Origin of the sequence: Brevibacillus sedimenti, assembly GCF_020923495.1 — a bacterium.
Lineage (GTDB): Bacteria > Bacillota > Bacilli > Brevibacillales > Brevibacillaceae > Brevibacillus > Brevibacillus aydinogluensis.
In genome coordinates this window covers 3,470,372-3,496,868 of sequence record NZ_CP064048.1, presented here as the reverse complement: position 1 = coordinate 3,496,868, position 26,497 = coordinate 3,470,372, and the positions used below count along the sequence as shown (strand labels likewise).

The 26,497-nt window shown below is 50.1% G+C and carries 26 protein-coding genes; 19 read left to right on the top strand and 7 right to left on the bottom strand.

All coding sequences use genetic code 11. The features are described from left to right. Nucleotides 1–736: 736 nt before the first annotated feature. Both IRT44_RS17095 and IRT44_RS17090 read right to left on the bottom strand, forming a co-directional pair. On the bottom strand, nt 737–1,294 hold the full coding sequence (locus IRT44_RS17095; RefSeq protein WP_230077065.1) for a bifunctional transcriptional activator/DNA repair enzyme AdaA: 558 nt from the start codon (nt 1,292–1,294) through the stop codon (nt 737–739). A 19-nt stretch (nt 1,295–1,313) separates the two neighbouring features. Further along, on the bottom strand, nt 1,314–2,579 hold the full coding sequence (locus IRT44_RS17090) for an APC family permease (protein ID WP_230077064.1): 1,266 nt from the start codon (nt 2,577–2,579) through the stop codon (nt 1,314–1,316). A 253-nt stretch (nt 2,580–2,832) separates the two neighbouring features. Here IRT44_RS17090 and IRT44_RS17085 point away from each other — a divergent pair, with 253 nt between their 5' ends. From IRT44_RS17085 to vanY, 7 genes are all read left to right on the top strand, one after another. Then, nucleotides 2,833–3,198 carry a DUF5412 family protein gene (locus IRT44_RS17085; protein ID WP_230077063.1) on the top strand — a complete coding sequence of 122 codons (366 nt, stop codon included), beginning with the start codon at nt 2,833–2,835 and terminating at the stop codon, nt 3,196–3,198. A gap of 477 nt (nt 3,199–3,675) precedes the next feature. Then, a complete protein-coding gene (gene vanR, locus IRT44_RS17080; protein ID WP_171564545.1) occupies nt 3,676–4,371 on the top strand; it encodes a VanR-ABDEGLN family response regulator transcription factor in 696 nt (231 codons plus the stop codon). Further along, nucleotides 4,349–5,500, top strand: a complete 1,152-nt coding sequence (gene vanS, locus IRT44_RS17075; protein WP_230077062.1) for a vancomycin resistance histidine kinase VanS — start codon at nt 4,349–4,351, stop codon at nt 5,498–5,500. The genes vanR and vanS overlap by 23 nt, the downstream gene beginning before the upstream one ends. Nucleotides 5,501–5,653: 153 nt before the next feature. Continuing rightward, entirely contained in the window at nt 5,654–6,658 is a 1,005-nt protein-coding gene (gene vanH / locus IRT44_RS17070) for a D-lactate dehydrogenase VanH (protein WP_371808867.1), read from the top strand. Next, a complete protein-coding gene (gene vanA, locus IRT44_RS17065) occupies nt 6,651–7,682 on the top strand; it encodes a D-alanine--(R)-lactate ligase (protein ID WP_212133175.1) in 1,032 nt (343 codons plus the stop codon). Before vanH ends, vanA begins: the two co-directional genes overlap by 8 nt. A gap of 5 nt (nt 7,683–7,687) precedes the next feature. Continuing rightward, nucleotides 7,688–8,296 carry a D-Ala-D-Ala dipeptidase VanX gene (gene vanX / locus IRT44_RS17060; protein WP_171564549.1) on the top strand — a complete coding sequence of 203 codons (609 nt, stop codon included), beginning with the start codon at nt 7,688–7,690 and terminating at the stop codon, nt 8,294–8,296. A 188-nt stretch (nt 8,297–8,484) separates the two neighbouring features. Next, nucleotides 8,485–9,375 carry a VanY-A/VanY-F/VanY-M family D-Ala-D-Ala carboxypeptidase gene (gene vanY, locus IRT44_RS17055; protein WP_230077061.1) on the top strand — a complete coding sequence of 297 codons (891 nt, stop codon included), beginning with the start codon at nt 8,485–8,487 and terminating at the stop codon, nt 9,373–9,375. Nucleotides 9,376–9,560: 185 nt separating this feature from the next. Here vanY and IRT44_RS17050 read toward each other — a convergent pair whose 3' ends face one another. After that, nucleotides 9,561–11,132 carry a Vga family ABC-F type ribosomal protection protein gene (locus tag IRT44_RS17050; RefSeq protein ID WP_230077060.1) on the bottom strand — a complete coding sequence of 524 codons (1,572 nt, stop codon included), beginning with the start codon at nt 11,130–11,132 and terminating at the stop codon, nt 9,561–9,563. Nucleotides 11,133–11,632: 500 nt separating this feature from the next. Between IRT44_RS17050 and IRT44_RS17045 the strand changes: the two genes are divergently transcribed. Next, entirely contained in the window at nt 11,633–11,884 is a 252-nt protein-coding gene (locus IRT44_RS17045) for a WGxxGxxG family protein (RefSeq protein ID WP_171564553.1), read from the top strand. Between the two features lie 156 nt (nt 11,885–12,040). Here the strand turns inward: IRT44_RS17045 and IRT44_RS17040 are convergent, their stop codons facing one another. After that, complete coding sequence (locus tag IRT44_RS17040) at nt 12,041–13,420, bottom strand: MocR-like pyridoxine biosynthesis transcription factor PdxR (RefSeq protein WP_409978422.1); 1,380 nt, start codon at nt 13,418–13,420, stop codon at nt 12,041–12,043. Nucleotides 13,421–13,547: 127 nt separating this feature from the next. Between IRT44_RS17040 and IRT44_RS17035 the strand changes: the two genes are divergently transcribed. The 10 genes from IRT44_RS17035 (at nt 13,548) to IRT44_RS16990 (ending at nt 23,478) form a co-directional block, all read left to right on the top strand. After that, nucleotides 13,548–14,117, top strand: a complete 570-nt coding sequence (locus IRT44_RS17035; protein ID WP_230077058.1) for an FMN-binding negative transcriptional regulator — start codon at nt 13,548–13,550, stop codon at nt 14,115–14,117. Between the two features lie 118 nt (nt 14,118–14,235). Then, the gene (locus IRT44_RS17030) at nt 14,236–14,871 is read left to right on the top strand and encodes a LysE family translocator (protein WP_230077057.1); all 636 of its coding nucleotides are present in this window, start codon (nt 14,236–14,238) and stop codon (nt 14,869–14,871) included. A 72-nt stretch (nt 14,872–14,943) separates the two neighbouring features. Beyond that, the gene (locus tag IRT44_RS17025) at nt 14,944–15,654 is read left to right on the top strand and encodes a B3/B4 domain-containing protein (protein ID WP_230077056.1); all 711 of its coding nucleotides are present in this window, start codon (nt 14,944–14,946) and stop codon (nt 15,652–15,654) included. Between the two features lie 241 nt (nt 15,655–15,895). Further along, nucleotides 15,896–17,275, top strand: a complete 1,380-nt coding sequence (locus tag IRT44_RS17020) for a right-handed parallel beta-helix repeat-containing protein (RefSeq protein ID WP_171564558.1) — start codon at nt 15,896–15,898, stop codon at nt 17,273–17,275. After that, nucleotides 17,272–17,853 carry a nitrous oxide reductase accessory protein NosL gene (locus IRT44_RS17015; protein ID WP_230077055.1) on the top strand — a complete coding sequence of 194 codons (582 nt, stop codon included), beginning with the start codon at nt 17,272–17,274 and terminating at the stop codon, nt 17,851–17,853. The genes IRT44_RS17020 and IRT44_RS17015 overlap by 4 nt, the downstream gene beginning before the upstream one ends. Before the next feature lie 17 nt (nt 17,854–17,870). Continuing rightward, nucleotides 17,871–18,689 (top strand): ABC transporter permease, encoded by an 819-nt coding sequence (locus IRT44_RS17010; protein WP_230077054.1) that lies wholly within the window; start codon nt 17,871–17,873, stop codon nt 18,687–18,689. Next, nucleotides 18,682–19,485, top strand: a complete 804-nt coding sequence (locus IRT44_RS17005) for an ABC transporter ATP-binding protein (RefSeq protein ID WP_230077053.1) — start codon at nt 18,682–18,684, stop codon at nt 19,483–19,485. Before IRT44_RS17010 ends, IRT44_RS17005 begins: the two co-directional genes overlap by 8 nt. Before the next feature lie 98 nt (nt 19,486–19,583). Next, nucleotides 19,584–20,999: an FMN-binding glutamate synthase family protein gene (locus IRT44_RS17000; protein ID WP_230077052.1), complete on the top strand. Its 1,416-nt coding sequence runs from the start codon at nt 19,584–19,586 to the stop codon at nt 20,997–20,999. Nucleotides 21,000–21,207: 208 nt separating this feature from the next. Continuing rightward, complete coding sequence (gene zwf, locus IRT44_RS16995) at nt 21,208–22,728, top strand: glucose-6-phosphate dehydrogenase (RefSeq protein ID WP_230077051.1); 1,521 nt, start codon at nt 21,208–21,210, stop codon at nt 22,726–22,728. 120 nt (nt 22,729–22,848) lie between these two features. Then, on the top strand, nt 22,849–23,478 hold the full coding sequence (locus IRT44_RS16990; protein ID WP_171564563.1) for a cyclase family protein: 630 nt from the start codon (nt 22,849–22,851) through the stop codon (nt 23,476–23,478). Nucleotides 23,479–23,653: 175 nt separating this feature from the next. On the opposite strand, the gene IRT44_RS16985 is transcribed toward IRT44_RS16990, so the two are convergent. Further along, entirely contained in the window at nt 23,654–24,211 is a 558-nt protein-coding gene (locus IRT44_RS16985; protein WP_171564564.1) for a cupin domain-containing protein, read from the bottom strand. Between the two features lie 78 nt (nt 24,212–24,289). Continuing rightward, a complete protein-coding gene (locus IRT44_RS16980; protein WP_230077050.1) occupies nt 24,290–25,177 on the bottom strand; it encodes an AraC family transcriptional regulator in 888 nt (295 codons plus the stop codon). Nucleotides 25,178–25,727: 550 nt separating this feature from the next. On the opposite strand from IRT44_RS16980, the gene yjcZ reads away from it, so the two are divergent. Then, on the top strand, nt 25,728–25,817 hold the full coding sequence (yjcZ, locus tag IRT44_RS16975) for a sporulation protein YjcZ (protein WP_171564566.1): 90 nt from the start codon (nt 25,728–25,730) through the stop codon (nt 25,815–25,817). A 247-nt stretch (nt 25,818–26,064) separates the two neighbouring features. Here yjcZ and IRT44_RS16970 read toward each other — a convergent pair whose 3' ends face one another. Beyond that, nucleotides 26,065–26,361, bottom strand: a complete 297-nt coding sequence (locus IRT44_RS16970; RefSeq protein ID WP_230077049.1) for an aspartyl-phosphate phosphatase Spo0E family protein — start codon at nt 26,359–26,361, stop codon at nt 26,065–26,067. Nucleotides 26,362–26,497 lie beyond the last annotated feature (136 nt).

Sequence of the window (26,497 nt, the reverse complement as noted above, 5' to 3'; positions counted from 1 at the left end):
ATTCCTCAGAACTTACATTCAAGATAATAAGGAATTCACCTTTATCTACTTTCACTACTTGATGTACTTCCACTTCTGTATTTCCATCATCCTCGAAAGTTTTTATCATCTCGCGTAAATGATCAGAAAACGGGCCGGTTTTCTTATTGATTTTCAAATCGACAAACAGCTGATGACGCTCATTTTTTTCCTTAATCTAAAAATATTGGAATTTGGTGAGCAAGTAACTTATGTCCGCTGGAGTGCAGTACGTCACTCCAAAATGAGGTGTTTGGTTCCTTCGTACCAGATCAGTGCGGAACTGAATAACAAGAAAAGGCTTAACGAGAGCGTAAAAATGAAAGGAATCGCGATGATGGGGGTACGAATGAAGAAGACAACAAAAGCGAATACGGCTGGAAGGACGATATAAAGCACAAGAAACAAGTCCAAAACGTTTAAGGTTTGATGGACAACTGAAAAATACCATACAAGGAAAGCTAGCAAGAAACCTGCCAGTCCGCTTACAATCCTCCAAAAAAGGGAACCTTTTCGAAAAGCATTCATCCGAGAGCTGCACCTCCTGCTCAAAAAGCTGCAAACAAAATAAACCTGTACATACATGTAATACCATATTATCCTTGGAAGAGGAGTGTGTGGCAAGCCGAACATTTTCAGCAACGAAGAGAAATGCGCTTTGGGGATAACACGGATTTCTTTACCCGGCAGCTGGCAATGACGTCCTCTTTCGCAACGTTTAGGAATGTTGATGTTTAAACGCTAACGGAGAAAAGCCGGTGAGTTTGCGAAACACGTGATAAAAATGGGCAGTATCATTGAAGCCTACCAAAAAACAGATTTCCGTATTATTTTTCTCTCCCTGTAACAGTAAACGTTTCGCCTGTTCAATGCGAATGTGGTATAAATACTGTTTTGGACTGATTCCTGTTTGTTTCTTGAACAACCGCTGTAGATGGTACGAACTCATTCCAATCCGTTTGGACAATGTTTGCTGCGTCCATGGTTTATCGTATTCGTTCTCCAAAATGTGTTGTACTTCTTGAATGACTTCGTGATTGGGGTCATACGTGGACTGAGCCAGATCCGGACGGCACCGTTTACAAGGTCTATACCCTTTTTGCAATGCCTCTGCTATATGAAAAAAGAACTCGACATTCTCTTGTTTGGGTGTCTTGGATTTGCATGAGGGGCGGCAGAAGATTCCCGTTGTTTTCACGGCATAGTAGAAGCATCCGTCATACATTGCATTACACTGAACAACGGCTTCCCACATGGTTTCACGTTGAATCTTCATTGCCTTCCTCCTTTGCGTGTTACATATCATTTCGATACTGGATTTTACGTTTTCCTGTCGCTTTCCTGTATAGAAAATACACAACACACACCACAGCGGGGACCAACAAGTGAAAACCCAGAAAAGGAACGGCAAGAACAAGCACGATCAAGGAGACCAGACTGCTCATCCATGGTGTGGTTCTTCTTTTGTACAAGGTGAGGGCGGCAAGCATCGAGATGATATAAACAGAAATACCCAGGGAATTCGGGATGTACAGCAATTGGGTAAAATGAATTTGTAAAAACGCGGTCAGGATGGCCCCCAATCCGGCAAAAATGACGACCAGCCAAACGACGCGCGTAGGCGTCCTGGTTCGGGGGTGTAAATAATGAAACCAGGCAGGCAGCGCTTGATCTCGCCCTAATGCGTAACCGAGTTGAGCCAGACTGGCAACATACGCATTGATCGTACCCGTACATATGATCAAGGCCAACATAGCGGTAATCAGCTGTGCTTCAAATCCCAAAGCGCGATGAATCATGATTCCGATAGGGGATGAATCACTTTCCACATTTCCATACGTTCCACTGCCGATTGTCATAAAACTGAGCAGAAGAAACACGATGCCGATGATCACCGCACTAAGGAGAGCACTGCGCACCAAATCTTTCTCTGGATGTTTGAAGCGGTCAGCCAGACTGCAGATTGCCTCCCAGCCGAAAAAGGACCAAAAAATCATAATCACAGCTGTTCCTACAGGATACCATCCTTTTGGCGCAAAGGGATGGAAGTGATCCCAGCGAACGTATGGCAATGTGACCGCCACTGCAATACACAACAACAGGAGCAAAAGTATACTGAGCACCAAAGACAATTTGCCGCTTATCCGAACACCGAAATGATTGGACAGACCTCCGATAAGCAACATGAAGCAGGCAATCAGGGCATTTTCCATAGCGGAGAAGTCAAAGGCGGCTCCGATGTACGCAGCGCCTGTCAACGACACAATAATCTGTCCGACCGCCGCTGCCAAAAAATAAAACCATCCCACGAGATTTCCGGCATGCTCCCCGAAAGCCATGCGCGCAAACGTCGCTGCGCCCCCGGCGTCGGGGTACGAACGGGATAACGCGGCAAATGTATAGGCGAGCGGGAAGCTGAACAGGACCATCATCATCCAAGCAACAATAGAGGCGGGCCCCGCCACAGTCGCTGTACTCGAAGACAAAAAGAGAGTCCCTGAGCCAAGAATCGCTGTAATATATAGCGCGATGGCTTCGGGTAAAGTAATAGAACGATTCACGTTGGATGAACCTCCCTTGTCGTCACATCACATTTTTTCGCTGTCAAACTTTACTGACGATTCGACTCAAAAACGCGACTGCATAAGGAAAAAGAGCAATCAAATGAAGAACCCCTTTTCATGTAAGTACCTTTTACGTATCACAATCAAATGAAAAGATCGTCTGGTGTTTTTGCGGAGTAATTTTGGGAAATGGCCAAGCCAGGGAGATTGCACGGAGAGTTGGACGATATCGGAAATGGGAGTGAGAAACATGAAATGGCGCTTGCATTGGCGCTCTATCATTATCGTTATCCTCTTAATGGCATTCGCCGTCGGTATAAAGGTTCGGTTCTATCCCAGCCTTGAAAGCGTTAATACGAAGAGGCTTCAAGTAGTGTCCGAAAGTGTGTCACCTGATGGTCATTATGTACTAAAAACGTATGTAATGGGAGGGGTTTTGCTGCGGTCTGACTATAGCTACATCGGAGAAATTGAATATGGCGATCAACGGCGGAATGTATTTTGGATTAGCGGCAATCAATTTGAAGAGCCGAAATGGATTGATGACCGCACAATTGAAATTGACGGCAAGAGAATTGACATCCTGACAGACCATTATGACTTTCGATGGGATTGATCATTCTACCTGCCGCTGTTGCGTGAAGGGGGACTGGTGCTGTCTTACAAGCTGCTGTCCGCGGCGCTGGCCGTCTCCAGTCCGGGAGTCAACGCAGCCCCACGGAAAACATGGAATAGAAGCTGAAAAAGAAGAATTTCCATCACTGCTATTTTATCACATTTCCATTTTCATTAGATTCATAACGAAAGGTTTTCGCCAATACTATGAACCCTAGCGCTCCGGCACTTCGGGTGTTGAATTCGCCGTTGTGCGAATTCCTTCGAAGTATTTTTTGCTTACGGTCTATAATGCAATTTCTCTTTTGCACCATAAATAGGGATTTGTGGAACAATGCAATCCAACAATCGTTCGTATATAATGAAACACTGTAATCAGACATCATCGTTGATGTCAGTGTTCAGTGGTTTCTTTGGGATCTGTCCGGGTGAAGAGCCCGATGGAGAAAAGCAAAACCATAAAGGAGTAGTAATAGCTATGAGCGATAAAATACTTGTTGTGGACGATGAACGGGAAATTGCCGATTTGGTTGAGCTGTACTTGAAAAATGAGAATTATACCGTGTTCAAATGCTATACTGCCAAAGAAGCGTTGGAATGCATCGAGAATACCGTGCTTGACCTCGCGATACTGGATGTTATGCTTCCTGGTTCGAGCGGCCTTTCGATTTGCCAGCAGATACGTGAAAAGCACAACTATCCCATCATCATGCTGACCGCGAAAGATTCAGAGGTGGATAAAATTACCGGGCTGACAATCGGGGCGGACGATTATATCACGAAGCCCTTTCGCCCGCTGGAGTTAATTGCACGGGTCAAGGCGCAGCTGCGCCGTTACAAGAAATACAGCGGAGTTGCGGCGCAACATGAACATGTTATTGTCCACTCTGGCCTCGTTCTTGATATAAACACACACGAATGTTTTTTGAACGAAAAACCTCTATCCCTCACGCCTACTGAATTTTCCATTCTGCGCATTCTTTGTGAAAACAAGGGGAAAGTGGTCAGCTCTGAGGAGTTATTTCACGCGATCTGGGGCGACGAATATTACAGCAAGAGCAACAACACCATTTCCGTGCATATCCGGAATTTGCGCAAAAAAATGAACGAGAACATGGATAATCCGAAGTATATAAAAACCGTATGGGGAGTTGGCTATAAAATTGACAAATAAAAGAATAGATTATTCCCAGCTGACACGAAAACTCTACGTGTATATCCTTTTGAATGCTGTGGCAGCCGTTGGATTGGTGCTGTCTATTCGTTTCCTGATTCAGGGGGAACTTGGGGATTGGATCGTGCGGTTACTGGAAGACATCTTTTACCTGAGGCGTCTGGAAGCGATGATGATTTATCAGTATGTTTTTCGCAACAATATGGAACTCATTATTTTTACGGCGATTGCCATCAGTTTTCTGCTTCTGTGCCGCATCATGATTTCAAAATTCGCAACATACTTCGACGAGATCAATTCCGGCATTGACATCCTGATTCAAAACGAGGACAAGCAAATAGAGCTTTCTCCGGAATTGGGGTTCATGGAACAGAAGCTCAACACATTAAAACAGACGCTGGAAAAGCGGGAGCAGGATGCCAAACTGGCCGAACGACGAAAGAATGAGGTTGTCATGTACCTGGCGCATGATATTAAAACTCCGCTTACATCTGTCATCGGCTATTTGAGCCTGCTAGACGAGGCGCCGGACATGCCGGAGAAGCAGAAGGAAAAGTATGTGCGGATTGCGTTGGACAAGGCGTCTCGCCTCGAACATCTGGTCGACGAGTTTTTTGAGATTACGCGGTATAACCTCCAAACGATTACGCTTACGAAAAAGCACATTGACCTGTACTATATGCTCGTGCAGATGATTGATGAATTTTATCCTCTGCTTGCCGCAAATGGAAAACAGGCGGTTCTGCACGCTCCCGAGGATTTGACTGTATACGGTGATCCCGACAAGCTGGCGAGGGTCTTTAACAACATTTTGAAAAACGCCGTTGCATACAGCGAGCACAACAGCTTGATTGAAATTACAGCGGGTCTCTCCGGGGACAAGGTGTCCATCGCGTTTAAAAACACCGGCAGCATTCCCGAAGACAAGCTTGCTACCATCTTTGAGAAGTTTTACAGGCTGGACAATGCCCGTTCCTCCGATACGGGCGGCGCGGGACTTGGATTGGCGATTGCTAAAGAAATCGTCGTTCAGCACGGCGGACAGATTTACGCGGAAAGTGATGATAACTGCACGACGTTCACGGTAGAGCTCCCGGCCTTGCCAGAATTGGATAAACGGAGTTCCTGAGAAACGAATATGGATTCTTAAGAAAATCTAAAGGTAATCTCCACTTTTTCTTAGGAAAATAACAAGTTCCTATTAAAAAATGGCTCGTTCTTATGCGGTAGACTTAAACCCGTAAGAACGAGCTTTTTCGTTTGGGCACAACAGGTGTTCACAATGGAAAAAGGGTGCCTTTCGCTGAAAGGAGGGGACTTCCTATTGAAACACATGAACATCACCGTTTATGGATGCGAGCAGGATGAGGCAGATGCATTCCGTGCCGTTTCGCCGCGTTTTGGCGTGATTCCCACGATCATTCACGACCCTGTGTCAGAAGCCAACGCAAAATACGCCCATGAATGTATCAGCGTGGGGCACAAAACCGAGGTTTCTGCCTCTATCCTTCTCGCGCTGAAGCGAGCCGGCGTGAAATACATTTCGACCCGAAGCGTCGGCTGCAATCATATCGATACGGCTGCTGCCAAGAGATTGGGCATTGCTGTCGACAATGTGACGTATGCGCCGGATAGCGTAGCCGATTATACCATGATGCTGATGCTCATGGCGGTACGCAACGCGAAATCGCTGATGCGCTCTGTGGAAAAACACGATTTCAGGCTGGACGGCGTCCGCGGCAAGGTGCTGAGCGACATGACGGTCGGCGTGGTGGGGACTGGCTGTATCGGCGAAGCGGTTATGGAGCGGCTGCGGGGATTTGGCTGTCGGGTGCTGGCTTATAGTCGCAGCCAAAAAATCGAGGCGAATTATGTTCCGTTTGATACGCTGCTGCAAACGAGCGACATTGTTACGCTTCATGTACCGCTCAATGCGGATACGCGCCATATGATCGGCCGCGAACAAATACGAAGAATGAAGCAAGGCGCGTTGATTATCAATACAGGGCGCGGTGCGCTCATTGATACCGCTGCGCTGGTTCAAGCGTTGGAAAACGGAAAACTTGGCGGCGCCGCATTGGATGTATTGGAGGGAGAAGAGGGGCTTTTCTACTGCGATTACACCCAAAAACCAATTGACCATCCATTTTTTCAGAAACTGCAGCGGATGCCAAACGTGATTATCACGCCGCATACGGCTTACTATACCGAACAGGCACTGCGTGAAATCGTTGAAAAAACTGTCCAAAACTGTATGGATTTTGAAAGGAGTCTGGCTCATGGATAAAATCAAAGTTGCCATCCTCTTTGGCGGCTGCTCGGAGGAGCATGATGTGTCGGTAAAATCGGCTGTTGAGATCGCCGCCAACATTAATACCGATAAATACGAGCCGATTTTCATCGGCATTACGAAATCGGGTGTTTGGAAACTGTGCGAAAAACCGCGCCCGGACTGGGAAAACGGCAATTGTTGTTCAGCCGTGCTCTCGCCGGATAAACACATGCACGGATTGATTGTGCTAAAGGACAACGAATTTGAAATCCGCCGCGTTGATGCAGCATTTTCGGTTTTGCACGGAAAGTCGGGTGAAGATGGATCAATTCAAGGTTTGTTTGAATTATCCGGAATCCCCTATGTAGGCTGCGATATTCAAAGCTCCGCGATATGTATGGACAAATCGCTGGCATACATCCTTGCCAAAAACGCTGGCATCGCGACTCCTGAATTTTGGATCTTGAATCATGACGAGAGCCTGGCGGCAGAAGCGCTTCCCTATCCGGTTTTTGTGAAGCCGGCGCGTTCAGGCTCATCCTTTGGCGTGACAAAAGTCAACAGTGCGGATGAATTGGACGCGGCCATTGAAACGGCTAGACAATATGACAGCAAAATCTTGATTGAGCAGGCTGTATCGGGCTGTGAGGTCGGCTGTGCCGTATTGGGAAACAGCGCCGAATTGATTGTTGGCGAGGTAGACCAAATCAGGCTGCGGCACGGTTTCTTTCGCATTCATCAGGAAGCCGAACCGGAAAAAGGCTCTGAAAACGCAGAGATCAACGTTCCCGCAGACCTGTCGGCAGAGGAGCGAAGACGGATACAGGAAACGGCCAAACAAATATACAAGGCGCTCGGCTGCAGCGGTCTTGCCCGTGTTGATATGTTTTTACAAGAGAACGGCAGCATTGTGCTTAACGAAGTCAATACCTTGCCCGGCTTCACTTCATACAGCCGATATCCCCGCATGATGGCTGCTGCAGGCATAACGCTTTCCGAATTGATTGACCGCCTGATCGTATTAGCGTTAGAGAGGTGATCAGCATGGAACAGGGATTTGTTTATTTGGATGAAATACTGCCCGGTGTTCGCTGGGACGCCAAATACGCCACGTGGGACAATTTTACGGGAAAACCCGTAGACGGTTATGAAGTCAATCGCATCGTGGGAACACATGCCTTGGCCCTTGCGCTGCTGGAAGCGCAGAAGCGGGCGGCGGCTCTTGGGTACGGTTTGCTGTTATGGGACGGGTACCGGCCCAAGCGTGCGGTAGAGTGCTTCATGCGCTGGTGTGAACAACCGGAAGACTACCGCACAAAAGAAAGATTCTATCCGAATATCGAGCGATCCGAGCTGGTGGCAAAGGGATATATTGCGTCACAATCAAGTCACAGCCGCGGGAGTGCAATTGATCTTACGCTGTACCACTTGGATACGGGTGAACTTGTTTCCATGGGAGGCAGCTTCGATTTGTTGGATGAGCGTTCACATCATGAGGCCAAAGGGATTACAGACATGGAATTGCAAAATCGCAGACTTTTGCGTTCCATTATGGAAAACAGCGGGTTCGAATCCTATCAATTCGAATGGTGGCACTATGTGTTACGAAACGAACCCTATCCCAATACGTATTTTGATTTCCCTGTGAAATAAGCGTAACCGCCTGTTGACAATGGGCGGAGCAAACGGGCGGTGTGAGGTGCCGCCCGTCCATTTATTTCGTCTCCCTTTTCCGCTGAGCACGGGGAGGACAGGCCGTCCTCACCAAGAACAGGCGCGTAGGCCGTCTCACATGCAAGCGCGGCACTCTCAACAAGCGCTCACTTAGGAGGAAGCAAAAGATGAAGAAGTGGGTATTTTTATTGTGTCTCGTTTTAGCCGGTTATGTTTATATAAAGGATTCTCCTTTTTTTCAGGATCGAGGAGCGATTCAACCATTTCACCAAAGGAACAATGTCCACATAGAAACGCGCGGTACAGCTGAGAATAACCTGACAAAAACGATAACCATTGCAAAGGAACAGATTTACCAAGGAAACCTGCTCTTAATCAACAGTACCTATCCTGTTCGCCAGGAGGGGGTACGATCAGATATCGTCAATGTGGCGAAGCATGCTGAATTGCTGGCAGGCTACGGATTACATCATCAAAATATGTATCTGTCAAAAGAAGTCGCACAAAAGTTTTCCGAGATGGTCAAAGATGCCGAAAAGGATGGAGTAAATCATTTCCTGATGAACAGCGGATACCGTACCGTTCATGAGCAAAATCAATTGTATGCAGAAATGGGCCCTGCTCACTCCTTGCCGGGAGGTTACAGCGAACACAATTCAGGCTTGGCACTTGATGTAGGATCAAGTGTAACGAAAATGGAGCGAGCTCCCGAAGGAAAGTGGCTGAAAGAAAATGCCTGGAAATACGGCTTTATCTTACGCTATCCAGAAGATAAAACCGATGTGACCGGCATTCAATATGAACCATGGCATATCCGTTATGTCGGTTGGCCGCACAGTGCGATCATGAACCAGGCGAATTTCGTTCTCGAAGAATATCTGGATTTTTTGAAGGAACAGCAGTCCATTACGGTTACGATCGACAACCAGGTTTATAACATCTATTACTATCCAGTCTCCCAAGCTACCACGATCCCTGTGCCTGAGCATGGCCATTATGAAATCTCAGGCAACAATATGGATGGCGTGATTGTGACAAGTTGTAAAGGTTGTGCATAATGGAGCCGATTCTTGGGATTGGTTGTATTTGGTAAATGAATTTGGCACAAAACGTTTGCCGTCCCGTAATTTCAATGATTTTGGCCATCTTCATAATTGGCAGTTCCATGCTAGAAGGGTAACGAAGCGGCCTTTCCACGGTGATACCACGATACCGGGAAAGGCCGGTTTACTATGTGCAAACCTTAGGTCGACTGTAATTTCCGCTTTTCTGCGAGCAGCAGCTGAAACTCCTTCTCCAATTCCTCTGACGGCTCCAGGCTCAGACGGCTGAGAACGTCAGATATTTTCGTCTCGAGCAGAAGCAGTTGTTCCTCCCTGTTTTTCAGTTCCGTATCCGGCGTTACGTAAGTGAGAAACTGCTCATAGCTGCCTTCGAATACAGTGATCCGGCTGTGGTCAAAAGCCAAAATCCGCTTCGCAATGTTTTTGATAAACCGACGGTCATGGGAAACGAACAACACTGAGCCTTCGTATTCCTGCAGCAGAGATTCCAACGCTTCGATCGTCTCGATATCGAGAAAGTTGGTCGGCTCATCCAGCACCAACGTATTGACGTCGCTGACGAATAACTTGGCCAGCGCGACCTTGACGCGCTCGCCGCCGCTCAATACTGCCACGGGTTTGTAGACATCATCCCGGAAGAAGTGGAGTCGTGCCAATACCGTTCGGATCAATGTTTCATCCTGTGAGGACGTGGAGCGGACGTTATCCAATACAGACTTGTTGATGTCCAGCAGATCGATGTTTTGACTGAAGTAGCCGATTTTGACGGCAGGAGAGAGCGTCACGTGTTCGTTCGGCCGGATGATTGACTTCACCAGCGTCGTCTTGCCGCAGCCGTTCGGGCCGATGATGGCGAGCTTATCGCCGCCGCGCACATTGAAGCTCACCGGCTGCCAGAGGATGCGCTTTTCAATCGTTCCTGACAGGTCGTTCACCCGCATGATGATCCGGCCTTTGAACGTATCTTCGTTCAACAGATTCATTCGGATCGGGGGAAGCTCCCGCCGTTTCTCCACTTTTTCCAGCTTCTCCAGCCGCGTCTCCAGCGCTTTGGCCGTTTTCTGCATCTTTTTTTGCTTTTTGGCAAAGTAGGGCTTGGCGCCGGTGATTTTGCTTTCCGAAGGTGAGACTTTTCGCGGTTTTTTCGTCGCTCGTTCGGCTTTTTCCTCCTTTAATCGTATCGCACGCTCCAGCCGTTTCTTCTCCTGCATGTATTGTTCATATGCTTGATCGTGCTGCCGGTCTTCTAGTTCCCGCTGCTCGGCATACTTCGAATAATTGCCTTTGTACACGTTCAACTTCCCGCCACGGATTTCCCAGATCGATGTGCAGAGTGCATCCAGGAAGGTGCGGTCGTGCGAGACGATGACGAACGCGCCTTGCCAATTCTGCAATTTTTTCTCCAACCACTCGATGTGAGAAGTGTCCAGATTGGTGGTCGGTTCATCGGCAAACAGCAGTTCCGGCTCTTTCAAGAGCGTATTCTGGATGATTTCCTGGGTCAGTTCGCCGCCGCTTTTGGTCGTATCCGTTCGCTTCAATTGCGGAATGAATTCGCATCTGGCGCGGAGCGTCACCATGCCTTCATCCGGTGACTTCATTCCCGCCAGCACTTCCATCAACGTTGTTTTGCCGCTGCCATTGCGTCCGACAAGTCCGATGCGGTCATTCCCACCAATATAAAGGTGTGGAGCTTCAACGAGCAAGCGGTCTTTTACATAAATTTTGATGTGATGTGCCTCTAATAACATCGTGCATCATCCCCATGATTCGGTTGATTAGAGGAGGGGGATCAGATAAAAAAAGCCCCCTTTTCTGCATTCAGAATAGGAGGCATAGATGCACGCCGTTACGGTGCATATTATCCGCAAAGGGTCACGCACTGGGACAAATGCAATATGCTAATCCTATTCTGAAACGCGGTTGAAGGCATAGCAAACCCAAGACCAGTCATGGTCATAAACCGGCATTGGTCGACTAGCGGATCAACAGGGGATCCGAGCCGTGCAGCCTTCCATTGATCGTTTCGTAAGAATAGGATTAGTTGTGCATTGTCTTCATTGTCACCCTTTCCCGTTCGTTACTCTCACCTTACCCAATCGAGCGCGGTTTGTCAAACGCCAAGCCTTTTCTTGTCGGATGAAATGTATTGGAGACTTCCTCCCCCCGGCGGGGACGCTCTTATGCATAAAGATTTATCTGGTGGAAATAATGACTAATGGTAAGTAACTACATGGTCTAGGAGGTTCTTATGCAACGGAAATTGAGCGTAATGATTTTGACAGCGGTGTTACTGCTATCCATGGGCTTCAGCGCTCATGCAGAAACTGGTGCTGCCGGGAATACAGACGCAAATTATGTAAACCAAGGCAACAATATGAACAATATGTATAGAACGACTGCTGCAGACAACGATGTGGACTGGGGATGGGTAGGTCTGTTGGGGCTTGCTGGTCTTGCAGGGCTGGCCGGTCGAAACAGGAATCAAAATCCTGGCAGATAAGATGGACGCACGTTTCCTGTGTGAAACGTAGAAATGATGTACGCCTCTGGTGTGGACAGGCATTTTTGCGTACCAGCCGGCACACGCTGAACATACATCAATGGGTATAAAAAACGGCCTCTTTTCCGATTGGACGAGAGGCCTTGTTTTTTTGACTTACAACCATGCCTGCTGCAAGAGCTTCACACCAAGCTGGATGTCTTCACAAGACAGATTGCTAAACCCCAGTTTTATCATTGGTTTATCGGTGCGATTTTTTATGAAGTAAATGGAGGTAGGGTAAACTTTCACACCGTGCAGGAGCGCTTGCTGGATGAGCCATTCTTCTGAACGATTCAGGTCTGCCTTGACCAGGATGTACAGACCGGACTGCTCGCCGATAATGGATATATGCTGCCCCAAATGATGGCGTAATGCTGAAACCAACTGCTGCATTTTTCGTTTGTAGACAAGCCGCATCCGTTTAATATGGCGATTCCACTCTCCCGCTTCCATAAATGCAGCCATCGTGAGTTGGCTTAAAATGGAAGTGGTGCTCTCGAACCGTTGATAGTAGTTTTTGTAACGGTCCAACAGCGGCTGCGGCAGCACCATATAGCTTAACCGTATCCCTGGCAGAAAGGACTTTGAGAAATTCCCCAGATAAATGACTCTGGCTGAATCGATGGAAGCGAGCGCGGGGAACGGTTGTTGGGTATAGCGAAATTCACTGTCATAATCGTCCTCGATAATATAGCCTTCCTGCTTGTTTGCCCAATGAATGAGCATTTGGCGTTGTTGAATCGGCATGCTTACTCCCAATGGGCTGTGATGGGAAGGGGTTACATAGATCAAGCGTGATGTCATTTGGTCCAATTGAGAAAGATCCGCACCTGTTTCATATACCGGCACGGTTTCAATCGCAAAACGATGGAACTGGAAGGCTTCCCTGGCCCCGTCGTAACCAGGGTCTTCCACGATAATACTCTCAAACTCATCCCTCAGTATATGCCCCAGGTATACAAGCATTTGTTGGGTACTGCTTCCGATAATGATTGACTGTGGATCTGTTAGCACCCCGCGAGCCTGGAGCAGATAGGCTGCAATTTGTTCACGAAGGCACCATTCACCCAATGGATCGCCGTATCGAAAGCAGTCTTTTCGGGTGAGTACCCGATTGGAAATCCTTCTCCACGTCTGTAAAGGGAAATGCGATTGATCGACCACGTCTGCGCGGAAATCAATGCGGACAGGCGGGACTGGCTCTGCTTGCTTCTGCTGAGCAGAACGGGGCGCGTTTTGAAAGAAACGGGGTTCGATTTCATTTACAAAATACCCTTTTCGGTTTTCTACACGGATATACCCTTCCGCGACCAGTTGTTCATACGCCTGTAACGTTGTATTGCGGCTGACGCGCAAGGAATCGGCAAGCTGACGAATGGAGGGCAAGGGTTCATTCGCCTGTAAGTCACCTTGTTCAATAAACGATTTAAATTTTTCGTAGATTTGTTTGTATTTCGGAGTGTTGTCATCCAAGGGAAAAATGGTCGTTTTCAATGCCATCCCTCCTCTGACATGTAGAATTTTTTAAAATTGTACCTTTTAACATGTCAGTTTCGATTATATCATACCGTGTAAAGGATATGTGCTGTCCGTAACAATCAAAAAGGAGGAGAGGAGTGTCATGTATATCCCCGCGCAATTTTTGATCAAAGACGTAACAGTCGCCTACCAGGTCATACAGGAGAACAGTTTTGCCACATTGTTCTCCCTTCATCATGGCATGCCGTTTGCCACTCACTTGCCGCTGCTGCTAAATAAGGAGCAAACCTATCTGTACGGTCATTTTGCCCGTCCGAATCCGCAGTGGCATGATATTCAACAGCAGACGGTCTTGGCCGTTTTCCACGGGCCTCATTGTTATATCTCTCCCGCCTGGTATGAGACCAATCAGGCGGTGCCGACCTGGAATTACGTGACCGTTCATGTTTACGGGCACGTTGAACTAATCGAGGATGAACACGAACTCATGCGTTCCATGCATGACATGGTCGTGAAGTATGAAGCGCCTGACAGTCCGTACCGATTGGAGGATGTAGATGCTGAACTCCTTTCAGCCATGAACAAAGGCGTGCAGGGATTCAAAATCAAAATCGAAAAGATCGAAGGCAAAGCAAAGCTCAGTCAAAACCATTCCAGACACAGACAAGAGCTCGTCATCAAACAGTTGGAACAGATTCCATCTCCAAACTAGCAACAGATTGCCTCCCTGATGAAGGAAAATTTGAAAAACATAGGGTGATCTTGCTTTTCTTCATCACTGAAGGGCCCGCTGTGATCATGGGCAAAACTGCAACAAGGAGCTGCATGACATGGAGTTTTCAACGATTTGGCTATTTGTCATCGCTGCTGCAACGCTGTTACTAATACCTGGACCAGCTGTGTTCTATATTATGGCGAGAAGTATGAATGAAGGGAAGAAAGCAGGCCTGGTATCCGTTCTCGGTGTATCGCTTGGCGGTTCTGTTCACGTGTTGGCTGGTGCGATTGGCGTTTCTGCAATCCTGATGACATCAGCAACCGCCTTTCAACTTGTGAAATACCTGGGTGCTGCGTATCTGATCTATCTGGGGTGCAAGACGTTATGTTCGAAATCTGACAAAACGACTGCGGAAGTTACACAAGTGCCCCGCAAAAAGTTGATCCAGATTTTTTACCAATCAGCGCTCGTAGAAGTAATGAATCCCAAGACAGCCCTCTTTTTTCTCGCGTTCTTTCCGCAATTCATCTCGCCTGCTGCCGGGTCAGTCAGCGTGCAATTTTTGCAATTGGGCGCGATATTTTTGCTCCTGGCGTTTATCAGCGACAGTCTGTATGCACTTCTTGCAGCAAGTATCAGAAAACGGATGAACGTAAATACGGCACTGCAAAATCGGATAACCGGTTATGTCTATATCGTTCTGGGGGTATTCTCCGCCTTTGCGAGCCCCTCCCATTCCAAAACGTGATGACGCCGTTCGTGGCGCAGAAATATCGATTGTACCAAGAGATGATGGCAAAAAGAAATGGAGAGATGTGGCATGACGAGATTTATCATTGAAGATGATTTTTGGTCGTTATTCCCCCAGGCAAAAATCGGCACGGTTATTTGCCAGGGCATCGATAATTCGCGTCGAGATGTGGAAATGTACGAGCAGATGCTGCTGGAGGCGGAGAAAGAAGCACACAAATTCCTGAGTCTGGAGGAATTCAGCAGCAATCCGGTGATTGCGGTATGGCGAGAAGCGTTTCAACAGTTCAAGACCAAGCGAGGGGCAAGGTGTTCCATTGAAGCATTGTTAAAAAGAGTGAAAAACGGCAAGCATATAGGCACGATAAACCCGCTCGTTGACATCTACAACTCGATTTCATTACGCTATGGGCTTCCGTGCGGCGGAGAAGACATCGACACGTTTGCAGGCGATCTGCGGCTGACGAAGGCCAATGGCACTGAACTGTTTATCCCATTGGGAAGTGATGAAAATGAACCGCCATATGAAGGGGAGATTGTGTACAAAGATGATGCCGGCGCAGTTTGCAGATGCTGGAATTGGCGTGAAGCGAAACGGACCATGCTGACCGAAGCGACGACAAATGCATTCTTCTGCATTGAATTGCTGGATGAGACCAGAACCGATGAGTTCCATAAGGCGCTTACAGAACTGTCACGGTTAGTGACCCATCATCTTGGCGGCAGTGTGAGGATAGAGGTGTTGGACATTCAGAAAAGGGACATGACCATCAAGGCGTAAACGAAAAAATTGGTTGCAGCACCTGCAGTAGGTGCTGCTTTTTTGTTGCTGCTGGTTGGACACCACCCTGCTGCAATCTGTCAGGGGAATTAAAAATTTGTTTTTTTGTCAAGGTTTATAGCCCGGTTGAGTCATTTACGAACCCCCCTGGGAGCGATATGTTGGTGGTGGAGTTGACAAGATTTATGGAAAAGGGGGGAGACATCTGTTTGAACGATCAAAGAACCGCACCATTGCTCGCATGCTGTTGGCCGCGGGAATCGCCGGATTTGCGGTCGGGGCCGTTTGTTTCGACCGGGTCAGTGCCGCATCGGTCTCCTTGCAGGAGATCATCGATCGGGCCCAACCGGGAGCCGTCGTCACCGTTCCGGCCGGAAAATACGAGGGGCCGATTCGCATTACCAAACCGATCGTGCTGCAGGCAGAGGGGGGCGTGGAGATTGCCAGTGACGGCAGCAGCCCTGTTTTGTCGGTCCTGACCGACCGTGCCGTCGTCCGGGGAATGACCATCGTGGACAACCGGATCAATGCCGCTGAAGCGTCGGTGGTCATGAAGGGGAACCACAACATTGTGGAGGACCTTGTGATCGAGACGATGGGAACAGGGGTGCAGCTTCGCAATGCCAGCGACAATACGCTGCGCGGCATCCGTGTGATCGGCATGGTAACCGACCCGGACAAGGATGAAAACGGTCTTCACAATCACAGCCAACACGCGCACCATCTGTTGAGACCAGTCAACAAAAATCCGGAGGTAACGCCCAAAAAAGGAAACGGCATCGACTTGAAACACGCTCATCGCAACCAGATCGTATCCAACCGGATCAGCAACGTGTTTGACGGCATCTATGTGGAAAACAGCAACGATAACCGCATCGAGCAAAATGTCGTGGAGAACTCCCGCTACGGTTTCCATTTGATGAGCGCGAATGCCACGAAACTGCTCGGCAACACGGGCAGTGCCAACATGACAGGCGCGATGCTCATGGAATCGGATGGCGCAGTCGTTCAGCATAATCGTTTTGTCAAACAAAGGGAAAATCCCAACGCCCAGGGGATTCTTCTCTACGACGTAACGGGCTCGCAATTCGAGGGGAACCGCATCGAGGGAAACCGTGTCGGAGTGTACGTGGAACGCTCCACAGGGAACCGTCTGGAAGGCAACGAAGTCACGCTGAACTTCGTCGGGATGCAGCTCAAACAAGCCTCAGGGAATGCCATGACGTCCAACCATTTTGTCGCCAATGTCATCCAGGCGCAGGCACAGGACAGCACAGCCAACACGTTGGAGGGGAACTACTGGGACGACATGCAGGGCATTGATCTGGATGCAGACGGCCGCAGCAATATTCCCTATCAGCTCAACCCGTTTTTCCTGGCGTTGACTGACGCAGTGCCGCCTTATCAGATCTTTTTTCAAGCGCCCGGCTTTGTGTTTTTGGAGGGGCTGTTTACTGCCGGGACCGACGCATCGATTCGGGACGGAGCCCCGTTGCTGGCTCCGGCAAAGACGCAAACGGACCAACAGCGGGCGGAACAGCAGACGGTTACAGGCGTACTCAGTGTGCTGCTGTTAAGCGGAAGTTGTTTAATGATGTATAGAGGAGTGAGACGAACATGAAATCGCGAAAGTGGACAATTGGTGCAGTGGTGATGACCTTCTCCATGCTGATGGGAGGATGCGGCAAGGAGGCAGCAAAACCGGTGGACATCGTCGAAGGCGTGGACAAATGCGACGTCTGCCATATGAATGTGCCCAATGACCACAACGCAACGGAAATCGTTTTGCAAAACGGGAAAGTGTTAAAATTTGACGATATCGGATGCATGCACCGCTGGACAAAGGAGCATGAAAACGAACCGGTGGAAGCCAAGTTCGTGCGCGACTACCTCTCCCAGCAATGGGTAAACACCGATCAGGCGACGTATGTCTACGACAAATCGTTCGAGACCCCAATGGGCTATGGCATCTATTCCTTCAAGGACAAGGAAGCGGCGGAAGCGTTCGTCAAGGAAAAGCAAACCGGCCTGGTTATGAGCGTACAGGAACTGGACAAGCACACCTGGGAGAGAAGCATGAAAAAACATGGGAAACATAAGGGCGATTCAGAATCGGATCAGCATGGCTCGAAGGACGACCAGCACGGCATGCAGGATAACCAGCACGGTACGCAAGAAGCACAGCAAACACAAAACTAATAGAGGAAGTGGCACACGTGCACATCATGACGATTGCCAAACGGGAAATACAGATCGGGTTTCGCAATCCGTGGGCGTATTCGTTCACGGCCCTGTTTTCCCTGTTCACGCTGGCCCTGTTGATCATTCAATCCCAGTCCTACATGGAGGGATACACGTATACGACCGGCACTATTCTCAACCTGATCTTGTACCTGCTCCCCTTGATGACCATGCTGCTCGCCTCCTTTTCGGTGACGGCAGAAAAGGAGGAGGGGAGCTGGGAGCTTCTGTCCACCTACGCCGTTACCGCCACGTCGTTTTTGTGGGGGAAGTACGCGGGATTGGCAGCGGTGCTCGTCTCCATCGTGTGTTTTAGTTACGGGTTTGCCGGGCTGTCCGGCACGCTTCTGGGAAAAGGGTTCACCCTTTCCGCCCTGCTGTTTTTCCTGTTGTTTTCCATCTGCATTGTGCTGCTGTTTCTGGGGATCGCCATGGTGGTCGGCTCTCTCAGCCGGAATCGGTGGCAGGCGCTCACGCTCGGGGTCAGCATCTGGTTTTTCTTGGTTCTGGCCTGGCCCACGCTCCTGATCTCGCTCTTGAGCTTTTTGCCGTATACGTGGATCAAACCGGCACTCCAGGTGGCCAGCTGCCTGAATCCCGCTGAGTTGGTGCGCATGTTTTCCGTCGTCAGCCTGGGCGGAGGCGCCATCTTCGGTCCGGAGTACTACAAGTGGGTAACCTGGATGGAATCCCCTTTTGGCATTGCTGGGTTTGCCGCGCTTTGCCTGATGTGGATCGGCGTAACGATGCTGACCGCGATATCGGTGTGGGAAAGAAGGCGATACCGTGACTAAGACCGGACTGCACATGATGCAGGTGGAAAAGGCGATCGGCGGAAAAACCATTGTGCATCCGTTTGATTTGCACGTCGAACCGGGACAGGTTGTTGCCGTTTGCGGGGGCAACGGGGCGGGGAAAAGCACCATTCTCCGCATGATTGTGGGAATTACCCAACCCAGTGCGGGAACGATTGAGCTGAACGGAATAAACTTGAAGCAAGATCGTGTCAATTATTTGCAGCAAATAGGCTATATGCCGGACCACTTCAATTTTCCAGCCGGGCTGACGGCGAGCGAGTGCATGCGGTTTTACGCTTCGCTTCGCGGCAGGACAGCGTCGGAAGCAGATGAGGCGCTCAAGGCGGTAGGTCTTCACGAGGCCCGCAACAAAAAAGTGTCCGTGTTTTCCAAAGGCATGCAGCAGCGTTTGCTGTTTGCCCAGGCCATGTTGGGCAAACCGGCACTGCTTGTGCTGGATGAGCCGACAAACGGATTGGACCCGTACTGGATGGGCGCCTTCGTGGATCTGGTAAATACCCTGAAAAAGGAAGGCATCTCTGTGATTTTCTCCACGCACCAGCTGCAGGCGGCCAACGAAGTGGCGGATCGGGCGCTTTTTGTCATAAACGGAACAATCGTTCGCTCCGCCGCGATGGAGGAATACCGGGCGGAATACGGCGAATTGGCCTTGCACCGTGCGTTTTCCGAACTATTTCCCCGTGAACGGCAGCCAATAAAGCATTCGGAGAAAACCTCCTCAGTGACCGTCACGATTCGCGGGCGTGAGAGCAGGAACGGTAGGGATGCTTGAGAACGCGGTCGGGACGCGGCTTAGGCCCAAGCCGATCAGTGCATAGACAGCGCGCATGAGCGGGATAATGATGGAAGAAACAGTGCAAGGAGGTTGTCATGACCATCAACTGGGGGGAATTTCTCGTCGGCTCGTTTATTGGCGCATGCCTGGCCATTCTCTGTGCGGCTCTGATTGCCATCGCGACTGCCCGGCCCATGATCAAATGGGTGATCGGGCGCTTTACGAAACGGCTGATGGAAGACCGTTACCCGGAAAACATCTGGGAGATGGTCTCGGCGCTGACCAGGACAAGCCCCCGGATTGTCGTGGAAAACAGTATGCGTGCAGCCAGAGGAGACGTCATCAAACGACCGTTTGGCACCCCGCGCCGGTATCTGTTCTATGACAACCTGGTTTTTTCTCCCGCTCAGCTTGCCACGCTGCCCGCATCGGAAAACGCTCCCGTCGACATGATGATTACGATCGGCCCGCAAGCCAAACGGCCGCTCATCCTGAACATCCCCCTGCTGGCCGGAGCGATGGGCTACGGGATCGGGGTGTCCGAAAAGGTGAAAATCGCCATCGCCAAAGGAACGGCTGCGGTCGGAACCGCGACGAACTCAGGTTTAGGCCCTTTGCTGCCCGAAGAGAGGGCCTGCGCCGCCCACTACATCCTGCAGTACCATTCCGGATACTGGGCCAAAGAGACAGAGATTCTCCAGCAAGCGGACGCGATCGAGATTCGTCTCGGCCAAGGGGCGGTTGCAGGGGCCGGGACCGAGATTTCGCCCGAGGATCTGAAGGGAAGGGCCCGTGAACTTATGCATGCTCCGGAAGATGAGGTACTCGTCGTCCCTTCCCGCTTTCCGGAATTGGTCGAACCGAAGGACTTGAAGCCCCTGGTCGAGAAACTGCGCACCATCACCCAAGGCATCCCCATCGGAGTGAAGATGTGTGCCACCGGACAGCTGGAAGCGGATCTGGAAGCCGCTATACAGGCCGGGGTGGATTTTATCAGTCTGGACGGAGGCAATGCCGGCACAAAAGCGGGAGAGCCTATTCTGGAAGACGATTTTGGCCTGCCGACGATTTTTGCCTTGTCCCGTGCCGTGGAATATCTGAAAAAACGGGGCGTAAAAGACCGGATCACCCTCCTTACCGGCGGAGGATATGCCACGCCCGGCCGATGTTTGAAAGCGCTCGCCCTTGGAGCGGACGGCGTCTATATGGGAACGGCCCTGCTGTGGGGGATGGCCCATGATCAGGTGACAAAAGCGATTCCATGGGAGCCGCCCACGCAGCTCGCCTTCTACACGGGAAGCCTGAAAGACGAGTTTGAAGTGGAAAAGGCGGCGCGGTCTTTGGAGAACTTGCTTCGAGCCTTTGCAGAAGAGATGAAAATTGCCATTCGCGCATTGGGGAAAACGTCTGTGAGGGACGTGAATGCGGACGATCTGGTTGCTCTTGACAGATGGACGAGCGCCGTCACGAAAGTGCGGCTGGTCACGCAACCCGATGAGCTCGTCCGGTGAAGTGGACAACAATTGCAGCACCAGTGAAAAGGTGCTGTTTTTTTATGTTCAGCCGATTGCCAGAAAATGACAAAAATATTTTTGCTTGAGTAGATACTTGTTTATTTAGGCTGAAAGAATCATAATGTATCATTGTTCGATGTATTGAGTTCGTCACGGTTATCCGTCAACAACAGGTCAGTCATATGCAGTTACGGAGGGTGTAAGGATGGATGGGATGACGTTTATCCTGTTTGGAGCAACAGGAGATTTGGCCAAAAGAAAAATATATCCTGCCATATACAATCTGTTTCTTGATGACAAGCTGCCGCGCGCGTTTGCTGTCTTTGGTACCGGAAGACGGGAGATGTCCGATGAGGACTTTCGTGCTCATGTGGAACAGTCGGTGAAAACATTCTCCCGTCGCTGGGATGACGATCGTGACCGTGCGGGGCAGTTTTTGCGCATGTTTCACTACTGCGCCATGGACGTGACGCAACCGCAGGATTACGGGAAGCTGGCGCAGCGCATCCGGCAGCGTGAGCAGGACGGGAAGATTCCGGAAAACCGAATCTACTCGTTGTCGGTGGCACCGGAGCTGTTTGGCGTGATTGCCTCCCATATTTCAAACAGTGAGTTGGGTTCGGCAACAGGCTGGAAACGCCTGATCATCGAGAAGCCGTTTGGGCACGATCTCCGGTCAGCCCAGGAACTCAACCGTTCCTTGCGGCAGTTCTTCGACGAAGAGGAGATTTTCCGCATTGATCATTACCTTGGCAAGCCCATGGTGCAGAACCTCGAGGTATTGGAATTTGCCAACCCCATTTTGCGGACGTTGTGGAACAATCAACACATCGCCAATGTCCAGATTACCGCCAGCGAAACAGTCGGGGTGGAAGAACGGGCAGGGTATTACGACAAGGCGGGCGCGATTCGGGACATGTTTCAAAACCACCTGCTCCAACTGCTCATGATGACGGCGATGCAAATGCCCCGGCAGTTTTCCGCCCGGGAAATCCGCAATGAAAAGATCAAGGTGGTAAAAGCGCTGCGTCCGCTGCGTCGGGAAGACGTGGCCAAGCATGTGGTTCGCGGGCAGTACGGAAGCGGATGGATCAACGGGAAGCCGGCAGCGGCGTACCGGGACGAGCCGGGGGTGGACAGGGAGTCGAACACCGATACGTTCGTCGCCGCCCGGCTGTGGATTGACAACGAGATGTGGAGCGGGGTCCCCTTTTATATCCGGACCGGGAAGCGCATGCAGGAGAAGTCGACCCGAATCGTGATCGAATTCAAGAATCCGTTGAGGGAGTCGTATCCCGTCCATGTGAATCCAGCTCCCAATCTGTTGGTCATCCATGTAAATCCGCACGAGGGTGTTTCGTTTCAATTAAACAGCAAGCATCCGGGGAAAGACAGCAGGGTGGAGCCGATCACCATGGAGTTTGCGGCAAATGCCAACGATGTGCCCGAAGCCTATGAGCTGTTGCTCTATGACGCGCTGCGAGGCGACTCTACGTTCTTTGCCCATTGGGAAGAGGTTGAATGGTGCTGGAAGTGGGTGCAGCCCATTCTCGACGCCTTCTCCGATCAGCAAGTTCCGCTTCATTTGTACGAAGCCGGCACGCAGGGTCCCGAAGCCGCTTTTCGCCTGCTGGAGGAAGACGGTTTTTCATGGTGGGAACTCAACCGCCATGCGGAAGAAGGAACGCTGGTGGTTCGCAGGGAAATGCTGTCCGCATCGATGTAGATGCCTTTCCATTGACGTGATGGCGAGATCGGGCACAAACCGGCAGATGCTGTGGAACAGCAGTATTTGCAGTGGAATAGCAGCCATTTTCAAAACATATGTCCAGGCAGGTGACTCCACATGAAAATCTACGATGTAACCGGATCAATTTTTGAAGGCATGGCCGTGTACAAAAACAAACCGGAAAAGCAGCCAAAGCTGAAAACGGTCACGAATGGATATGTAACCGAATCCCGCATCGACATGGATGTGCACACGGGCACGCATATTGACGCGCCGCTGCACATGATGACCGACGGGGACACGTTTGAAAGCATACCGCTCGACAGTCTGGTCGGCATGTGCACTGTGCTGGATCTGACAGGGGTCCACGACCGGATCACAAAGGAGGACTTGGAGCGATTTGCGATTCGCAAGGGCGATTTTGTTCTCTTGAAAACCAGAAACTCCGATGTTGATGAATTCCGTTTTGATTTTGTCTTCCTGGCGCAGGATGGAGCCGAATATCTGGCTCAGCTGGGCGTTCGCGGAATAGGCATTGATGCGCTTGGCATCGAGCGGGATCAGCCGGGCCATCCGACGCATCACATCCTGTTTCAACACGGCGTGATCGTCATGGAAGGCCTTCGCTTGAAAGAAGTGGAAGCAGGCGAGTATTTCATGGTGGCGGCTCCGCTGAAAATCGTGGGGACCGACGCTGCACCTGCACGCGTCCTGCTGTTTACCGGGCTGGCCCCCACGGCATCATAGCCTGTGTCTGCATTTCCCGCTTCCCTTCCCAGAAGAAAGAGCGGGCGCTCGTAACAAAACGCTATGGAAACGAACAGATCGCACCGTGTTGTGAAGCTGCACGGTGCGATCTGCTTTTTTCATGTGCTGCGGCTCCGGCATGCTCCACTGTCATGATGGAATCCATCCGTCTGATTCAGCGGTCATGTCCGCTTTCTTCGGCAGCCATGGCAATTTGTTTGGTTTCATGGACGGTCCCAAACGGATGTTCAGGCGGCGCATAGATCACGTACACTTTCAGCGGTTTGTGACCGGTATTCACGACGTTGTGCCATGTGCCGGCAGGGATCATGATGGCATCGTCCTCATAGGCCATCTGCTGAAAATCCAGGCGATCTCTGCTTGGCCCCATTTGGACAAGTCCCTGTCCTTCTTCAATCCGTATGAATTGATCCGTAGTCGGATGGACTTCCAAACCAATGTCATCGCCCACATTAATGCTCATCACCGTCACCTGGAGGTGCTTTCCTGTCCATATGGCCGTCCGGTACGTCTGGTTTTGTTTGGCCGCCTGTTCAATATTCACGACAAACGGACTGTTGCCATGATCGGTCAGGTTGATCCGTCTGTCATGAGGATAGCGGCTGGGATTCCAATGGGCATAATAGGGATTCCACTGGTAGCTCCACGGATTGGGAGTCCAGTCGTACACGGGAGTATGCCAATATGGGTATCCCCACGGTTGTTGGTACATGCGTATTCGCCTCCCATACATTCATCATGCACCATAGCCTATGCCGTTTGCTGTGCATGGGTGTATAGGAAGCAATCGTTATCCATTCGCGTGCGGTTTTTTCACAACCGGAATCCAAATCTCGCTGCGAAACGTGGGGGAATGGATATCTGCATGCTCGTTCCACAGAATTTCCGGACCTTCTGTTTGTTCATAGTGCGCGGTGGGAAACCATTCGGAATAGATGCGTCCCCAGATATTCTGCAGCGTGTCGGGAAAAGGACCGACTGCTTCAAATACAGCCCAGGTGGAGGCGGGCACTTCCAGCTGCGTGAGACCTTCCGGGCACTCGTTCGTCGTGGCCACGCCAATGTAGTGATCGAGCTCTCCTTTTTCCTCCATTCGCCCTTCCGAAAAGTTGGTGGATGCTTGAATCAGCCCCATTGGCTCGACATTGGAAAGACTTTTGAGTGTTTGGATCGTATGCATGTCCAGACTTTTCCACATGTCGGCGATGGCCGGATTCACTCCTTTGAACATGATGGGCACTCGTTTCATGATCCCCACAATGCGAAATGCCTCTTTTTCTACGATGCGGTAGTTCATTTCGTTTCCCCCTTGAATGGTTAATTGGAAGCTCATTCGAGGATAGGCTTTCAGGGAATGGCCGTTTGTTCTGGCTTCCGACGGTGTGATCCCATGCAGGCTCTGAAATGCGCGGGCAAACGAATCAGGGGAGTTGTACCCGTATTTCATCGCGATGTCGATGACCTTCGCGCTGCTGTTTTGCAGCTCAAACGCAGCAAGTGTCAGGCGCCTGCGGCGAATGTATTCCGACAGGGTAATCCCTGCGAGGAAAGAAAACATCCGTTTGAAGTGATATTCGGAGCATAAAGCCAGCCGTGCCGCTTCCTTGCAATCAATGTCGTTCGTCAGATTGTCTTCGATATACTTGATTGCCTTGTTCCAGTTCGTCAGCACATCCATTGAATTCGCCTCCTTATCCACAGCATAGCAGGTGAGGAATCGACTCACCCGACATTTCGTGCCCAATCCTGCAGGGGATTCGAGTGTGTCGCTGCTTTGTGTACCGGCTCATGAGAGAAAGGCCCGTTTTATGCTGTCATTCTGTATGGTGAACGGACGGAAATCCGCCTGTTTTGACTCTCAAGTAGACGAGAATCGAGACAGGCCGATGATGCCATACATAGTATAACCTGGGTAGGGACAAACACAGGATGCCCTGCTCATGGCGAGATGGAAGGGAGGGAATAACATGAGCGGGAAGCACGGTTTCTTTGGCGGAGGGTTCTTTGGATTGATTCTGATCCTGCTCCTCTTCTTCATTCTCTTTGAGGAAGACCGCTGGTAACAGGAGCGGACAGAGCTGTCAGGATAAAGCGTCCGGAATGGGGTACATTTCTCGGCTTGAACGGTATCGGAAAAATTGTGCTCATTCCATGACACCAGTCTATACCCGTTTCCTTCTTGCGACATAGCATAAATACTGAATCAACAGGAGGAGGTGGATCCAACCATGAGTGGAATCTTCAACGGTTTCGACGAATTTGGGCTGGTCCTGGTACTGTTCATTCTGCTGGTGATCGTGGGTTGTTCTTGCGACTAGGATGGATTCACTTGCGTCGATGGTAAGGCAAAGAGAAAAGCAGCTGCAATTTCTTCCCCTTCACACAGCAGAGGGGAATCGCATAAGCATGTTGACCCGAGAACACTGCAGCATCGCTCTTTCAATCCTTCCCTCAGGTTGGGGGAGGGATTTTTTACGTGCAAAGGGGAGTGCGCCGAACGAAACTGCCCGGAGAAAACAAATTGGGAACCAGCCGCTCACCTGATTCCCAAGAGGAGTATTTGTTTTACAGCTTCTTTTTTTTCTCATTCATCCGGTGTTGAATCGCCAGAATATACTGGTCCAAGCGTTGGCTTAGCTCCACCACGGTATCATTTGACAGGCTGCCCGTCTCCTGAACCAATTGAACCAACTGCCGGCGCAGTTCTTCCGTTATTCCTACGATGTCATAGACATGTGGAAATTTGCTTCTTTCCTGTTCAAATGATTGCATGGTAGACTTTACATATGGAAGTCGTCTCTCTTTTTTTGGGGGCGTTCCTTTGCTCTGGCGAGGAGGAGGAACGTCCTTTTCGTTAATCATTGTGATTATGAGATTCACCTCCTTTTTTTGACAATAAAGGACAATTATTACTATACAATGGTATCCCAAAACTTCCGGGCTGAAAAAAATGGAATAATGAAAAGCACCCCAAAGGGTGCTTTTCATTGCTCAACCG

Bases quoted from the DNA above. Each gene is read 5' to 3' on its own strand.
- IRT44_RS17095 (WP_230077065.1), bottom strand. From the start codon at position 1,294: ATGAAGATTCAACGTGAAACCATGTGGGAAGCCGTTGTTCAGTGTAAT.
- IRT44_RS17085 (WP_230077063.1), top strand. From the start codon at position 2,833: ATGAAATGGCGCTTGCATTGGCGCTCTATCATTATCGTTATCCTCTTA.
- vanR (WP_171564545.1), top strand. From the start codon at position 3,676: ATGAGCGATAAAATACTTGTTGTGGACGATGAACGGGAAATTGCCGAT.
- vanH (WP_371808867.1), top strand. From the start codon at position 5,654: ATGGAAAAAGGGTGCCTTTCGCTGAAAGGAGGGGACTTCCTATTGAAA.
- vanA (WP_212133175.1), top strand. From the start codon at position 6,651: ATGGATAAAATCAAAGTTGCCATCCTCTTTGGCGGCTGCTCGGAGGAG.
- vanX (WP_171564549.1), top strand. From the start codon at position 7,688: ATGGAACAGGGATTTGTTTATTTGGATGAAATACTGCCCGGTGTTCGC.
- vanY (WP_230077061.1), top strand. From the start codon at position 8,485: ATGAAGAAGTGGGTATTTTTATTGTGTCTCGTTTTAGCCGGTTATGTT.
- IRT44_RS17050 (WP_230077060.1), bottom strand. From the start codon at position 11,132: ATGTTATTAGAGGCACATCACATCAAAATTTATGTAAAAGACCGCTTG.
- IRT44_RS17045 (WP_171564553.1), top strand. From the start codon at position 11,633: ATGCAACGGAAATTGAGCGTAATGATTTTGACAGCGGTGTTACTGCTA.
- IRT44_RS17035 (WP_230077058.1), top strand. From the start codon at position 13,548: ATGTATATCCCCGCGCAATTTTTGATCAAAGACGTAACAGTCGCCTAC.
- IRT44_RS17030 (WP_230077057.1), top strand. From the start codon at position 14,236: ATGGAGTTTTCAACGATTTGGCTATTTGTCATCGCTGCTGCAACGCTG.
- IRT44_RS17025 (WP_230077056.1), top strand. From the start codon at position 14,944: ATGACGAGATTTATCATTGAAGATGATTTTTGGTCGTTATTCCCCCAG.
- IRT44_RS17020 (WP_171564558.1), top strand. From the start codon at position 15,896: ATGCTGTTGGCCGCGGGAATCGCCGGATTTGCGGTCGGGGCCGTTTGT.
- IRT44_RS17015 (WP_230077055.1), top strand. From the start codon at position 17,272: ATGAAATCGCGAAAGTGGACAATTGGTGCAGTGGTGATGACCTTCTCC.
- IRT44_RS17000 (WP_230077052.1), top strand. From the start codon at position 19,584: ATGACCATCAACTGGGGGGAATTTCTCGTCGGCTCGTTTATTGGCGCA.
- zwf (WP_230077051.1), top strand. From the start codon at position 21,208: ATGGATGGGATGACGTTTATCCTGTTTGGAGCAACAGGAGATTTGGCC.
- IRT44_RS16990 (WP_171564563.1), top strand. From the start codon at position 22,849: ATGAAAATCTACGATGTAACCGGATCAATTTTTGAAGGCATGGCCGTG.
- IRT44_RS16985 (WP_171564564.1), bottom strand. From the start codon at position 24,211: ATGTACCAACAACCGTGGGGATACCCATATTGGCATACTCCCGTGTAC.
- IRT44_RS16980 (WP_230077050.1), bottom strand. From the start codon at position 25,177: ATGGATGTGCTGACGAACTGGAACAAGGCAATCAAGTATATCGAAGAC.
- yjcZ (WP_171564566.1), top strand. From the start codon at position 25,728: ATGAGTGGAATCTTCAACGGTTTCGACGAATTTGGGCTGGTCCTGGTA.
- IRT44_RS16970 (WP_230077049.1), bottom strand. From the start codon at position 26,361: ATGATTAACGAAAAGGACGTTCCTCCTCCTCGCCAGAGCAAAGGAACG.